The sequence below is a fragment of the Streptosporangium sp. OZ121 genome (assembly GCF_051918885.1).
Classification (GTDB): domain Bacteria; phylum Actinomycetota; class Actinomycetes; order Streptosporangiales; family Streptosporangiaceae; genus Streptosporangium.
This window is the reverse complement of sequence record NZ_JBPXMC010000003.1, coordinates 118,422-132,055: the sequence shown is the minus strand read 5'-3', so window position 1 is coordinate 132,055 and position 13,634 is coordinate 118,422. Positions and strand designations below refer to the sequence as shown.

10 protein-coding genes are annotated in these 13,634 nt (G+C 71.6%); 4 read left to right on the top strand and 6 right to left on the bottom strand.

Annotation, left to right across the window (positions count from 1 at the left end):
• The first annotated feature begins 308 nt into the window (after positions 1-308).
• Complete coding sequence (locus tag ACTOQ1_RS08235; RefSeq protein ID WP_440065614.1) at positions 309-3,371, top strand: AfsR/SARP family transcriptional regulator; 3,063 nt, start codon at positions 309-311, stop codon at positions 3,369-3,371.
• Positions 3,372-3,650: 279 nt separating this feature from the next.
• Here the strand turns inward: ACTOQ1_RS08235 and ACTOQ1_RS08230 are convergent, their stop codons facing one another.
• The gene (locus tag ACTOQ1_RS08230; RefSeq protein WP_362687695.1) at positions 3,651-3,794 is read right to left on the bottom strand and encodes a hypothetical protein; all 144 of its coding nucleotides are present in this window, start codon (positions 3,792-3,794) and stop codon (positions 3,651-3,653) included.
• A 718-nt stretch (positions 3,795-4,512) separates the two neighbouring features.
• The gene (locus ACTOQ1_RS08225; RefSeq protein WP_440065612.1) at positions 4,513-5,484 is read right to left on the bottom strand and encodes a zinc-binding dehydrogenase; all 972 of its coding nucleotides are present in this window, start codon (positions 5,482-5,484) and stop codon (positions 4,513-4,515) included.
• Between the two features lie 86 nt (positions 5,485-5,570).
• Between ACTOQ1_RS08225 and ACTOQ1_RS08220 the strand changes: the two genes are divergently transcribed.
• Positions 5,571-6,869, top strand: a complete 1,299-nt coding sequence (locus ACTOQ1_RS08220) for an ADP-ribosylglycohydrolase family protein (RefSeq protein ID WP_440065611.1) — start codon at positions 5,571-5,573, stop codon at positions 6,867-6,869.
• Positions 6,870-7,142: 273 nt separating this feature from the next.
• On the opposite strand, the gene ACTOQ1_RS08215 is transcribed toward ACTOQ1_RS08220, so the two are convergent.
• The 3 genes from ACTOQ1_RS08215 to ACTOQ1_RS08205 form a co-directional block, all read right to left on the bottom strand.
• Positions 7,143-8,477 carry an ATP-binding protein gene (locus ACTOQ1_RS08215; protein ID WP_440065609.1) on the bottom strand — a complete coding sequence of 445 codons (1,335 nt, stop codon included), beginning with the start codon at positions 8,475-8,477 and terminating at the stop codon, positions 7,143-7,145.
• Positions 8,474-9,331, bottom strand: a complete 858-nt coding sequence (locus ACTOQ1_RS08210) for a hypothetical protein (RefSeq protein WP_440065608.1) — start codon at positions 9,329-9,331, stop codon at positions 8,474-8,476. Before ACTOQ1_RS08210 ends, ACTOQ1_RS08215 begins: the two co-directional genes overlap by 4 nt.
• A gap of 145 nt (positions 9,332-9,476) precedes the next feature.
• Positions 9,477-9,680: a 5-methylcytosine restriction system specificity protein McrC gene (locus ACTOQ1_RS08205; protein ID WP_440065607.1), complete on the bottom strand. Its 204-nt coding sequence runs from the start codon at positions 9,678-9,680 to the stop codon at positions 9,477-9,479.
• A 20-nt stretch (positions 9,681-9,700) separates the two neighbouring features.
• Between ACTOQ1_RS08205 and ACTOQ1_RS08200 the strand changes: the two genes are divergently transcribed.
• Together ACTOQ1_RS08200 and ACTOQ1_RS08195 are read left to right on the top strand one after the other, a co-directional pair.
• A complete protein-coding gene (locus ACTOQ1_RS08200) occupies positions 9,701-9,868 on the top strand; it encodes a hypothetical protein (protein WP_440065606.1) in 168 nt (55 codons plus the stop codon).
• Between the two features lie 281 nt (positions 9,869-10,149).
• Entirely contained in the window at positions 10,150-11,010 is an 861-nt protein-coding gene (locus ACTOQ1_RS08195) for a helix-turn-helix transcriptional regulator (RefSeq protein WP_440065605.1), read from the top strand.
• A 279-nt stretch (positions 11,011-11,289) separates the two neighbouring features.
• On the opposite strand, the gene ACTOQ1_RS08190 is transcribed toward ACTOQ1_RS08195, so the two are convergent.
• On the bottom strand, positions 11,290-13,566 hold the full coding sequence (locus ACTOQ1_RS08190; protein ID WP_440065603.1) for a GmrSD restriction endonuclease domain-containing protein: 2,277 nt from the start codon (positions 13,564-13,566) through the stop codon (positions 11,290-11,292).
• Between the last annotated feature and the right edge of the window lie 68 nt (positions 13,567-13,634).

Below are 13,634 nucleotides of genomic sequence, written 5' to 3'. Positions count from 1 at the left end.
CGCTTACACTCGGCGGCGACTGAGGGTGGAAGCGCTTACAGTGGATGAGCGGAGTCAATCACCGGACGGAATCATCCGTAAAGGCTTGTTACATCACCGTTACCAAACAGGCACAGCGATGTTCCGGGATTTGTGAGACTTGTCAGGAAAAAAGAAAGCCTGCCGCCTCCCGGCACGAACGAATGCCGGTCGACTATCGCCAAAAGATCATCCGGGCTATCCTCGCCGGAATCGGGCAGTCCGTAATCGCCAGGGCGTGGCACCGTCCACCTCGCCCCCTGGGATCCGTGAGCCGTTCGGGGAGCTTGATGAGATTCCAGGTGCTCGGCGATGTGACGATCATCGCCGACGAACGTCCCGTGCTCCTGTCCTCACGCAGGCAGGAGCAGTTGCTGGCGCTCCTCGTCTGCGCGCGAGGGCGCGTCGTACCGGCCGAGACCCTGATCGACGCGCTGTGGGGGGAGCGGCTCGGACCGCGCGCGGGCAAGAACCTGCAGGTGCTCGTGCACCGGCTGCGCAGGACGCTCGACGCCCCCGAACGGATCCGGCACGACCGCTCGGGCTACGCGCTGTCCGCGCGGCCCGAGGAGGTCGACGCCTGGCACTTCGCCGACCTGACCGAGCGCGCCAGGCGGGCGCTGGGCCGGGGGGAGCCGGAGGCGGCGTCCGTCCTGCAGCGGGAGGCGCTCGCGCTGTGGAACGGCCGGGCCTTCTCGGGACTGGACGGCGTGGCCCAGCTGGCGGAGGCGGCCGAGCGCCTGGAGCAGGACCGCAGGCGGGTGCTGACCGAGCGCATCGACACCGACCTGGCGCTGGGCAGGCACGCGGAGGTCATCCCCGAGCTGCTCTCGATGGTCGCGGAGGATCCGCTGGTGGAGTCCACGACCGCGCGGCTGATGGTGGCGATGCACCGGGCCGGGCTGCGTACGGAGGCGCTGGAGACCTACCGGCGCACCCGTACCGTCCTGGCCGAGGAGCTGGGCCTGGAGCCGGGACCGCAGCTGCGCGCGCTGGAACGGGCCATCCTGCGCGGGGATCCCCGGGTCGACCTGGACCCCCGCCCTGAAGCGGAACCGGCGAGGAACCCGGGCCCCGCCCCTCCCGTCCCCTCTCCCCCGGCTCCGTCGCCGCCGTCACCGCCGCCCCCGCCGGCCCCGTCCCTGCTCCCCGCCGGAGTGGGCGACCTCACCGGGCGCGACACCGAACTGCGCTGGCTCCTCTCCGTCCTGCGAGACCGTCCCGCCTCCGGACCGGTGATCTGCGCCATCTCCGGCATGCCGGGGGTGGGCAAGAGCGCGCTGGCCCTGCAGGCCGCCCACGACCTGTGGGACGCCTTCCCCGACGGCCGGCTGTACGTGAACCTGCGCGGCGCCGGAGCCGAACCGGTCGAGCCGTCGCACGCGCTCAGCCGGTTCCTGCGTGCCCTCGGCGTGCCGGGGACGGCCGTTCCCGACGGCCTGGACGAGCGCGCCGAGGTGTTCCGCGCCCACCTGTCCGACCGGCGCGTGCTGGTGCTGCTGGACGACGCCGCGAACGAGGCCCAGATCGAGCCGCTCATCCCCGCGGGGAACGGCTGCGCGGTGGTGGTCACGAGCCGCGGCGCGCTGACCGCCCTGCCCGGCGCGCAGCGGCTCGCCCTGGGTGTGCTCGGAGAGGCCGCCGCCGTCCGGCTGCTGGGTACGATCACCGGCCGGGTCGAGCTGGCCGCCGACACCGCCACCGCCGGGCGGCTGGCCGAGCTGTGCGGGCATCTCCCCCTGGCGCTCAGGATCGCCGGGGCGCGGCTGGCCGCCCGGCCGCACTGGAGCGTCGACCGGCTGGTCTCCCGGCTCGCCGCCGAACACGACCGGCTCGACGAGCTCACCCACGGCACCCTGTCGGTACGGGCCAGCCTCGCCCTCGGTTACTCCGGTCTCGACGAGCCCGGCCGCACCCTGTTCCGCCGCCTCGCCCTGGTCGAGACGCCCGACTTCGCCGGCTGGGTCGCCGCGGTGCTGCTCGACGCCGGCCCCCGCGCCGGCCCCCGCGCCGGATCGCGCTCCGGATCGCGCTCCGGATCGCGCTCCGCCGAGGAGATGGACGCCGAGGAGGTGCTGGAGAGGCTCATGGAGGCGCAGCTCGTCGAGTACGCGGGCCAGGACGGCGTCGGCGAGCCCCGCTACCGCGTCCACGACCTGGTGCGGCTGCACGCCAGGGAGCGCGGCGAGACCGACGATCCTCCCGGCGCCACCGTCGCCGCGCTGACCCGGCTGGCGGGAGGGTATCTCGCGCTCGCCGAGCGGGCGCACCGGCGGCAGTACGGCGGCGACTACACCGTCCTGCACGGCGGCGGGCCGCGCTGGGACTGCGGGGAGGCCACCTCCGACCGCCTGCTCGCCGACCCGTCCGGCTGGCTGCGCGGCGAACGGCTCGGCCTGGTGGCGGCGGTGGAGCAGGCCGCCCGGCTCGGCCTGAGCGAGATGTGCTGGGACCTGGCGATGACGGCGGTCACCCTGTTCGAGGCGCAGGGCCACTTCGACGACTGGCGGCACACCTCGGAGACCGCGCTGGCCGCCGCCCTGCGCGCGGGCGACCGGCGCGGCGAGGCGGCGATGCGCTACTCGCTGGGCACGCTCGCCCTGTTCCGGCAGCGCTACACCGACGCGCGACCGCACCTGGAGGCCGCGCTGCCGCTCTTCGAGGCGGTGGGCGACCGGCACGGCCAGGCTCTCACCCTGCGCAACGCGGCGCTGATCGAGCGGGTGGAGGGGCGGGTGGAGACCGCGCTCGACGCCTACCGGCGGGCGTTGCGCATGCTCCGCGAGGTCGGCGACCGGCACGCCGAGGCCCACGTGCTCGGCAGCATGGCCCAGATCCACATCGAGCACGACCGCCCCCGCACGGCGGCCCCGCTCCTGGAGACGGCGCTGGCCGTCTACCGTGACCTGGGCAACGCGCGAGGAATCGCGCAGATCCTCAACAGGCTGGGACTGCTGCACCTGCGCCAGAACGACCCGGCGCGGGCGAAGGACGCGTTCGGGCAGGTCCTGCTCGCCGCCAGGTCGGCCGGAGACCGCATCGGCGAGGCGTACGGCCTGCTCGGGACGGGCGAGGCCGAGCTGCTAGCGGGCGAGCTCGACAGCGCGGCCGGCCTGCTCGACGCGGCGCTGCTGCTGGCCGAGGAGCTCGGGGAGCCCTTCGTCGCGGCCCGCGCCCGCCTGGCCCGCGGGCGGCTCGCCGCCGAGCGCGGCGAGCACGGGCAGGCCGCGACCATGCTGGACCGGGCGGTGAGGGAGTTCGCCGACATCGGCCTGCCGGTCTGGCACGAGCGGGCGCTCGAGGCCCGGCGCGCCCTCGACGGCATGCTCTCCGCGCCGCCCACCCCCTGCTGACCGGACGGGACCGCGTCCGGGCCGGATGTGCGACCCGGGGGATGACCGAGCGGGAGCACGGCCGGGCCGGATGTGCGACCCGGGGCGCGACCGAGCGGATGCGCGGCCGGGCCGAATGCGCGACCCGAGGGGCGCGGCCGGACGGGTGCACGAGGCCGGGAGTACGCGGCCGGGCGGGAGCGTGACCGGGGGTGCCCGGCCAGGTGGGTGCGCGGCCGGACGGGAGCGCCGAAGCCCCTCGCCCGGCCGCTTCACGCGACGCCGGTCCCCGCCGGTGAGCTACTCGCCGGGGTCCATCCAGTGGCTGTCACAGTCGGGCTTGGTTACCTGATCATGCAGATCGATCGCCGCGGCCGGCGTGGCGCTCGCGCCCAGCAACCCGGCCACCATCAGCGCCAGCAACCCCGTCTTGATCTTCTTCATCTTTCTCCTTGATCGTCAACAGATCGGTGCCATACCCCGCGGGCGTTGGTGATCGATAGCAAATCACGAGCGCCAGGTGTCGCGTATGGGATCTCGCTGTTGAACTTCTCCCCCTTCGGCTGTTATCGCCCTTCCCCTGGCGAAGGCTGACGGTAGGACGAGAAGGCCGGTTCCGCCGGCCCGGGCACCGGACCTCGGCCCACCCGCCGCTCGACGCTGAGCGGCGGCTGCTCCCCACCGGCGATCAGTGTCCGGTGCCCGGCCGCCGGTGCCGGACGTCCGGCGCGAGCGGGCCCGCGCGGAAGTGACCGGCACCCCTCGGTGGAGCCTCGATGACCACGTACAACCCCGTTCCCGGTATCAGACCGCAACAGCCCCCGTAGCCGCTACGGCGACGACCCCGGCGCGATGTGGCCCACCCTGCGTCGTTCCCGGCCGGTGGCCCACCCGAGATTCCGGGCGGTTCCCCGGCCGATGGGAAGCGAGACGACAGGCATGGGTGCGGCCGGCTGACCGGCCGCACCCATGCCGCCCCGGTGTCGTGTCGTTGGTTCCCACTGCGGACGACCATCTCCACCTCGCACAGCTCGGATGCCGCCTGCGGACGACATCGACGCTGGTCAACGCCAAGATAGACAAATCCGGTTTCACACCGGTTTCACGTCACCCCCTCCGGCCGGGCCCGGACGCCCCGGGCCGGGAAACCCCGGATCCGGCGTCACGGGACGGTGATCACGATCTTGCCGAGGAGATGCCCCTCCTCGCTGAGACGCTGGGCGTCGGCGGTTCTTCCCAGCGGGAAGGTCTGCCCGATGACCGGCCTGATCCGGCCCGCCGCCGCCTCGGCCAGCGCCAGCCCCGCCAGCCGCCTGCCCTCCTCCGGGACGAACTGCACCTGCTCCATCCCGCGCACGCTCACCCCCCGCCGCCCGGCCTCCTCGGGGTCGATCCGCGCGAAGCTCCCACCGGGCACGCCGTACGTGAAGAACCTGCCGCCGCTCGCGACGAGCCCGAACGCGTCCTGGCCGATCCGCCCCCCGGCGCCGTCGAAGACCACGTCCGCCCCGGCACCGCCGGCCGCCTCCCGGACCCGTTCGGGCCACCCCGGCTCGGAGTGGTCGACCACGGTGCCGGCTCCCAGCTCCCGGGCCAGGCCGAGCTTGCGCCCGCCCCGGGCGGTCGCGATCACGTGGGCGCCGGCCGCGTGGGCGAGCTGTACCAGCAGGGTGCCGAGCCCCCCGGCCGCCGCGGTGACCAGCACCCGCTCCCCGGCCTTGACCTCGGCCGCGCCCGCCAGGCTCAGCGCGGCCGGGCCGATCTGGAGAAGCGCCGTCGCCTCCCGCACGCCCAGCCCGTCCGGTACGGGGACGAGAGCCTCCACCGGGACCACGGCCCGCTCGGCGTACCCTCCGTCGCCGGTCATGGCGATGACGTCGCGGCCGGCCCAGCCGGAATCGACCCCCTCCCCGACGGAGACCACTCGCCCGCCCACCCCGCCCCCCGGCACGTACGGTGGACTCTGGCCGAAGAACTCGGTACCCCAGCCGGTGCGGAGCTGCGTCTCGAGGGACAGGACATCGACGACGGACACCCCGACCACGACCTGCCCGGCTCCGGCGACCGGCTCCGGCGAGCGGTTCACCACGAGTACCTCCGGCCCCCCGAACGCGGTCACCTGGACAATGCGCATGTCGACCACTTTCTCTCGATGTCCTCGCGCACAGTCTCGAACCTGAAGTTTTGTTGATGTCAACCGACGACAAAAGGATCATGCCCGTGCACCCTTCCGTCCATGACCTGCCGGACCACCGCGACCGCGTGAGAGGCTGCCTGCTGGGCGGCGCGCTCGGCGACGCGCTGGGGGCTCCCGTCGAGTTCGAGTCGATCGAAAGGATCCGCAGGCAGCACGGGCCCGAGGGGCTGACCGGCCTGGTCCCCGACTGGCGCGGCAAGGTCGGCCTGATCACCGACGACACGCAGATGACGCTGTTCACCGTGGAGGGACTGATCCGCGGCGGTGACGTCGCCGCCGTCCGGCGCGCCTACCTGCGCTGGCTGGACACCCAGCAGCACCGCTCCCCGCCCCTCGCCTCCCCCGCGCACGACCGCACCGCCGCCCGCCCGGCGCCCACCTCCTCCCCGGCCGCGAACGACCGCCCGGCGAACGATCCCGCTCCGGCCCCGTCCGGGAACGACCTGGTCCGCACCGGCCTGCTCCGCGAGCAGGAATGGCTCTACTCCCAGCGGGCCCCCGGGAACGCCTGCCTGTCGGGCCTGCGCGACCGCCGGGCCCGCCAGGCAGGCGCCCCCGCCCCGTTCGGCGAGCCCGGACCGGTCAACCCCGGCTCCAAGGGCTGCGGGACGGTCATGCGCTCGGCCCCCTTCGGCCTGGCCGCGCGCAGCGCCCGCCACGCCTTCGACCTGGCCGCCGAGTGCGCCCAGATCACCCACGGCCACCCCACCGGCTACCTGGCCGCCGGCGCCTTCGCCGCCATCGTCCACTTCCTGGCGGAGAACGAGTTCCCTGCGGAGAACGAGTTCCCTGCGGAGAACGAGTTCCCTGCGGAGAACGGCTTCCTGACGGAGAACGGGCCCGGCGGGGCGGGCGGGTCCCCGAAGCCGGACGAGACGCTCGCGCGGGCCGTACGGAAGGCGATGGACCTGCTGGCGACGTACCCCTCGCACGAGGAGACCAGCCTGGCACTGCGCGGCGCCGTGTCCCTCGCGGCGCGGGGCGGCCCGACACCGGAGAAGGTGGAGTCACTGGGCGGCGCGTGGGTCGCCGAGGAGGCACTCGCCATCGCGGTCTACTGCGCCCTGACCCACCCCGCACCCGGCGACGTCGAGCGGGCGCTGCTGCTCGCGGTCAACCACTCCGGCGACAGCGACTCCACCGGCGCCGTCTGCGGCAACCTCCTGGGCGCCCTCCACGGTGAGGCGGCGCTCCCCGCCGGCTGGCTCGCGCACCTTGAGGGCCGGGACGCCATCACCGAGCTGGCCGACGACTTCGCGGCCTGGTCCGCCGGGAACCACGAGATCACCGATGCCTGGCGCAGGAAGTACCCGGGCGCCTGACCTCTGGAGCGCGGCGAGCAGCACCGCGATCCCTGGGGAGTCAATCCCTTCGAGCGTCGCTGAACTGCGCCGCTCTCGTAGCCGCGGCCAGGCGTAAACGAGTGTGTGGTTTCCCGCACGTGCCGGCGCCACTGATCGTTCCGTTCCTCCCCGGGGACCGGCCGGCCGGACTCGGCGTCGACACCGGCGTGGACCTGGGCGAGCCGGTCGAGGCGAGCGCCTGGCTCGTCGCGCGTCCGGACCGTCCGCCCCCTTCGCGTACGGTCCGGGCCCTCACACCGTCCGCGTGCTGAGCGGGAGACGGAGGACGAAGCGCGCTCCGCCCGAGGACGCGTCCTCGACGTGGAGGGTGCCGTGGTGGGCGCGGGCGATGTCACGGGCGATGGCCAGGCCGAGCCCGGTGCCGCCGCGGTCGCGGCTGCGGGCGGTATCCAGCCGGGCGAAGCGCTGGAAGATGTGCTCGCGCTCCGCTGGAGGCACGCCCGTACCGTCATCGGTGACGCTGAGCTCGGCCATGCTTCCGGCGCGGCGCACTGTGACCACCACGTCGTGCGTGGCGTGCCGTTGCGCGTTGTCCAGCAGGTTGTCCAGCACCCGGCCGATCTGTTCCGGGACGGCGTCGGCCGTCATGCCGGCGGTGAGGTCGAGCCGTGCCGGGTGCGGATCGCGGGTGCGGCGCGCGGTTCCGGCCTCGGCCAGTACGGCCAGGTCGACGGGCTCCAGGGCGGCGGGCGGTGCCGCTCCGATCCGGGCCAGCATGAGGAGGTCGCTGATGATGGCCTGCAGCCGGTCCACATCGTCCAGGGAGTGTTTCACCAGGTCGGCGAGGTCGGTCTCGTCGGGGTGAAGTTGCGCCTCCTCCAACTTGACCCGTAGCCCGGCCAGCGGAGTGCGCAGCTCGTGCGAGGCATCGGTGGTGAAGCACCGCTGGCGGTCGAGCGCCTGCTGCAACGACTCGGTGACGCGCTCCAGCTCTGCGGATATCGCGCGCTCGCGGGTGTAGTGGCGGGCGTTGTCGACACACACCGCGGCGCGGCCGACCAGTTCCTCGGCCAGGGCGAGGTCGTCCTCCTCGAACGCGTCCTTGCCCGTGGCGCGATAGAAGCTCACCACCCCGAGCGTGACGCTCCGGGCTCGCACCGGCACCGTGATGAGCGAGTGGATGCCCTGCTCGCAGATTCTCCGACCGCGCTCGGGATCCTGTGCCATCCACCCGAAAGCGGTGGACAACACCGGGTCGAGCACCGGCTGCTCGGTGGCGAGGCTGCGCCCCTGCGGCGTGGACGGGAGCGGGTGGATGAGCGCGCCGAGCTGGTACAGAGCGGTCCCCTCCCCGATGCCCGCGAAGGCGACCCGGCGCAGCCCCGCGTCCATGTCGGCGGGCTCGTCGCCCCGCAGGACGCAGTCGGCCAGGTCGACGGCGACATAGTCGGCGAACCGGGGGACGGCGACCTGGGCCAGTTCCTCGGCGGTCCGGGTGACTTTCAGGGTGGTGCCGATGCAGGAGCCCGCGTCGCACAGCAAGCCGAGTCGCTCGCGCGCCCGCAGGGCGAGCCGGCCGATGCCCGGCTCGCTCATGGCGAGCAGCCACTCGTCGGTTTCGGTCACCTTCCTCCCCCGTTCGGCCGGGCCTCCTGGCCGTCGGCGAGCCTCGCCTTCACCGCGATGGCGGTGGAACCGATGATCGATTGGGCCACAAGCGTGGCGGTGCGGCCGTCCGAGAGGGCCATCTTCACCATCGCCGCCCGGCCCTGCGCGACCAGCCTCACGGCGGCGTCCTCCAGGGCGCGCCGATCACGGCGGCACAGGTCCAGGGGCGTGGAAGCCGTCGCGACGCCTCCTTCGGGCGCCCGGAGGAACTCCTCCGTCAGGGCCCGCTCGTGTTCGACCACCATTTCGAACAATCGCCGCTCGACGGCGGCGGCCAATCGCCGGGCCAGGACCATCATCTCCGCGTTGGCCGTGTCCTTCAGGCAGACGACGCTGATGGCCCCGTTCATCCGCCCGCTGAGCGGGTGGCGGATCGGGGCGCCCACACCGGTGAGCCCGCGCAGTTTCTCCGCGAAGTGCTCATTGCCGGTGACCTGGCAGATTCGCCGTTCCACCAGCGCCGAGCCAAAGGCGCTGGTGCCCATGTCCGCCTCGGCGAAGTGGAACCCGGGCGCGGCGCCGACCGCGTCCATAGTCCGGCGCAGGGCCGGATCGCCCTCGTCGCGCAGGAACAAGACCCCACTCGCGTCGCCCAGGAACATGGTCACGGGGGTGCCCTTGACGACGGTACGCATCCGCTCGAACACGGGTCGGGCCGCGCGCACCACTCCGCAGTCAAAATCAAGATCACCGGACAGGCGCGGCCTCACGGCGCCGGGCGTGAGTCCCGCCTCCTGGCACCGCCGCCACGATTGCAGGGTCGCGGCGCGCACCTCATTCCCCGCGAGCTTCCCCTCCAGGAACCACTCCACGAGCTTCTCGTCGGGCCCTCCCCCGTCGTCCCAGCCATCTGCCATCCTGCCCACTCCAAAAACATCCACACGGTGAGCTTTATGTACCTTTCATCCAGAATACGGAGGAACCGCATCCCTAATCCCATACCGTGGCAAAGAAATGTCAGGCCCTGGCTCGCGCCCGGGCGGAGGCGGCCAGCAGCGGCCGGTTCTCGGCGATGTCGACGGTGTAGTCGTCGTAGCGGACCTCGACGGGCAGCGGAAACCCGTACCGGCGGCGGATCTGGCCGGCCTCCCGGATCCGGCCCCGCACGACCGGCAGCGCCTCCTCCACCTCCCGGTAACCCCGCAGCACTCCCCGCCGCAAGGCGCGGCCGGCGCGTAGGCGTGCGCGAGCGCCGGAAGCAGCTCGGGGCGCTCCCCCGCGTCCACCTCCTCTTGAGGGCTCTTGAGGGCCGAGACGCCGTCACCGAGCCGACCGACGGCTTCGCGACCTGGTCCGCCGGGAAGCACGAGATCACCGACGCCTGGCTCAGGAAGTATCCCGGCGCCTGACATCGGGGGTCCCGTCGCTGCCGTGGCGCCCGGGTCCGCGGATCCTGATCTTCGGGTGGGTCCTGGCGTACCGCGAGGTGATCATGTTGAGGGCGGCTTCGGAGGAGGCGTACGCCAGGGCGGGGAGCGCCCGTCTCGCCCTCCCCCGGGCGGGGGCGGTCACAGAGAGGCGGGGGCGGTCACAGAGAGGGCGTCCTCCCCCGTCAGGCAGGGCGATACCGGGCCGTGGATGGGACGGGCGGTACCAGGCTGCGCCTCGGGAAACATCGCATACTGGGTAAATGACCGAAAGCGGAGAACTGGGCCCCGCGCTGCGGCACTGGCGTGACCGGGTCGCCCCGGCCGCGGTCGGGCTGCCCGGCGGCGGGCCGCGCCGCGCGGCGGGCCTGCGGCGCGAGGAGCTGGCGATGCTCGCGGGGGTGTCGGCCGACTACATCACCCGCCTCGAACAGGGCCGGGCGACCTCCCCGTCCGCGCAGATCCTCACCGCGCTGGCGCGGGCGCTGCGGCTGTCCACCCAGGAACGCGAGCACCTGTTCCTCCTGGCGGGGCAGCCACCGCCCACCGCCGGGCGCATGTCCACCCATATCACCCCGAGTATTCAACGGCTGCTCGACCAACTGGACGGCACACCCCTCAGCGTCAGCGACGCCTCCTGGAACCTGATCAGCTGGAACCGGCCGTGGGCCGCGCTCTTCGGGGACCCCTCCCTGCTGGTCGGGCGCGAGCGCAACGCGATCTGGCGCCACTTCACGGGCCTGCCGGGGCGCGTCAGCCACACCCCGGAGCAGGAGATCCGCTTCGAGACGGTCGCTGTCGCCGATCTCCGGTCGGCGACCGCCCGCTACCCCGCGGACACCGATCTGCGCTCGCTCGTCACCGGCCTCCGGAGCCTCAGCCCGCGCTTCGCGGAGCTGTGGGACAGCCACGTCGTCGGCGTCCACGAGTCGGACCGCAAGACCGTCCACCACCCCGACGTCGGCCCGCTCACGCTCGACTGCGACGCGCTCACCGTGCCCGGCAGCGACCTCCGCATCATCGTCTACAGCGCCGCCCCCGGCACCGAGGCCGCCGACAAGCTGAGACTCCTCACCGTCATCGGCACCCAGACCATGCGGCCGTCCTGGCCCCAGGCCCGCTGAAATCGATCATCGGAGAGATCGCTGATAACCGCAAAGGCCGGGCACCCGATTCATCGATGCTCCCCACCTCATTTCCAACATTCACCGCAGCTGTTCAGCCACTCCTCGCAGAAGCTCATCAGCACCCAGGGCAGGCGGTACGACTCCGGCGCCGCCACCCTTGCCTTTGCCTTGAGCGACTGACGATGCTTAACCATCCTGACCATGTAGGTAGCCGCTTCTCTGCTGGGCGGTTATCCGGACCACTCCGATTCGGCGTGTCTCACGGGAGACAACCGATCAGTGATAGCCGAACTGGCCAAGGCGATGATGGGCGATCTCAATCTCGGCCGGTGTGAAGAGATCTTCGAAGCGTGGCTGGACGACCAGCGCCTCAACGGTCAGGTCGAGGCGGCCGCGCTCCCAAAGAGCGGCGAAGCCGTCGGACACCGCAGGGGCGTGCAGGAGCTTGCGGGCCGTGGCGAGGCTGCCATGCTCGGCGAGCATGCTCAGGAAGTACGCCGCGTGATAATTCGCCTCAGCGCGCGCCCTGTCATAGACGGAACGCATCGCCTCGTTGAACTCGGCGTCCACCGCCGTCCCGGTCTCCGGCTCGTCCCCGACAACAGGCTCCTCCGCCGAGGCCCCCGAGACCCCAGCAGCGCCGGAAGCGCTCTCGTTACGACGAGTCACATAACCGAGCAGGGCGTCCACCGAAGTGAACACCTCATACCCCAGCTCCTCCAGCCGAGGCAGGTCCGCGACGTCCGGGTCGAGCTCCAGGACCACGGGTCTGCCCTGCCCCGTCTGCAACCCATCCGGCCAAAAAGCCTCCGCCACGGCCAGCGCGCGACCGGTGACGGGATCGGCGATTTCACTGTCGAGCGCAGGTTCGGCATACCCCAGTCGCACCAGTTCCTCTGCCATGGCCTTGATCTGGGTCGAACGGACGTCGTCCTGCTCGTCCGCGACTACCGTCACCGGCCGAAGGTCAGTGGCCGCCACCGCGGAGGCTCCGTTGCGAAGTTCGGCCAGAAAGGACTGCACGGCCTGCGCCAGCAGTTCACGCCGGGCTGCGAGAAAGTCGGGGTAGCGTTCGACTTGCCACAGGTCGGGGTCGGCCGGGATCCACTGCGAGGCGAGTACGCCGGGATGCTTCTCCTCCGCCTCCGCGAAGTACTCCTGAGGAGAGCGCTTCCCGATCGTGAGGTTGGTGTCCTGGGTCAGGAAGCAGAAGTTCGCGACGGCGTTGACCTGCGAACGGTCGTAACCGGCCCGGTAGAGCACTGACTTGGGGAAGATGTGATGCACCTGCAGGGAGGCGAGCTTTCCGAGCATCTCGGCGCGCAGTTCCAGTCCGCTGCCGAGGTCTCGGGCGCCCTTGACCCGGGTGAGCATGTAGAGGAGCGGGTAGAAGCGCGAGCCCTTGGTCGAGCCGTCGAAGTCACGGGCCTGGATCTCCAGGTTTCCGCCACGCCAGCGTTCCAAGGACGCGATCAGCCCGTCGATGCCGGACTCCCTGACGACCTCGTAGTCCTGGGCGAGCACCGTCTCGGTCGACCCGGCAAAGCGTCCCCACAGCGCGGAGTGGACGTACCAGAACAGCACCTTGTCCCGATGTACGGCGTCGGCGAACCGGCCGCCGGGGCTGAGGTGAAGCAGCCGGGAGACGACGGGGATCGCGTAGCGCCCCATGAGCACCTGGTCGTGGTCCAGTCCCAGCCGTCCGGAGATGGATTCGAGGAAGTTGCCGACGTATCCGACGGACTTGGTCAGGGCGGTCTCGAATTCCGTGGCCGACACGGTGTCCAGTGCGGTGAACACCGCCCGCCCGGTCGCCACCGCGGTGGTGTTGCGCAGTAGCCAGTCCAAGGAGAAATCGAATCCCGCGCTCTCCCAGCGCTTCAACTGGTCGCGCATGACCTGCCGGGCAGGCGACCAGTGCGCGCAGATCTTCGCCAGCGCGAGGTCACCCTTGGACAGCGCGGTGCCGCCGGAGTTCACACGGTTGAAGATGTCGACGACGACTTCCACGTCCTTGTCGGCCCCGGTGATCTTCTCCTCGTGGAACTCCCGGTCGAGAAGCTGCCGCAAACGGTTGAGCCGCTCAAGATAGGTAGTGAACTCCGGAACGGAGCTGAAGTCCTTGATGAAGGGCTCCAGACCGTCGGTGAACAGCCGGGTCACGTCCACCCATCTGGAGTCGTCACGCATTTTCGCCGGACCGTAGAACTCGAAGTTCTCGTCCTCGACATTGAACCGTAGACCGGTGAAGGCAGAGGCGTCCCCCTCGAAGAAGGCGGGGGCTTGACCGCGGATCACTCCGTACAGGGAGGTGATGCGCTGCTGGCCGTCGAGCAGCAGCAAACGTACGCCGCCGTCGGTCGCACCGCCTCGCACCGAGGCCTGATCTGGTTCGGTCTCCCACATCAGCAGGCCGCCGACCGGGTATCCGCGATACAGCGAGCGCATGAGACCACGGACCTGGTCACGGTTCCAGACGTATCCCCGCTGGAACTCCGGCAGGAGCACGGTGCCGTTGTCGATCTGGTGGAGGAGTACCGAGAGCTTGGCCATGTCCCGCCTTCATCGTGACGAACTGATGATCTTAACTGTCGCCGTACTTTTCGTGCATGGTCTTTCAC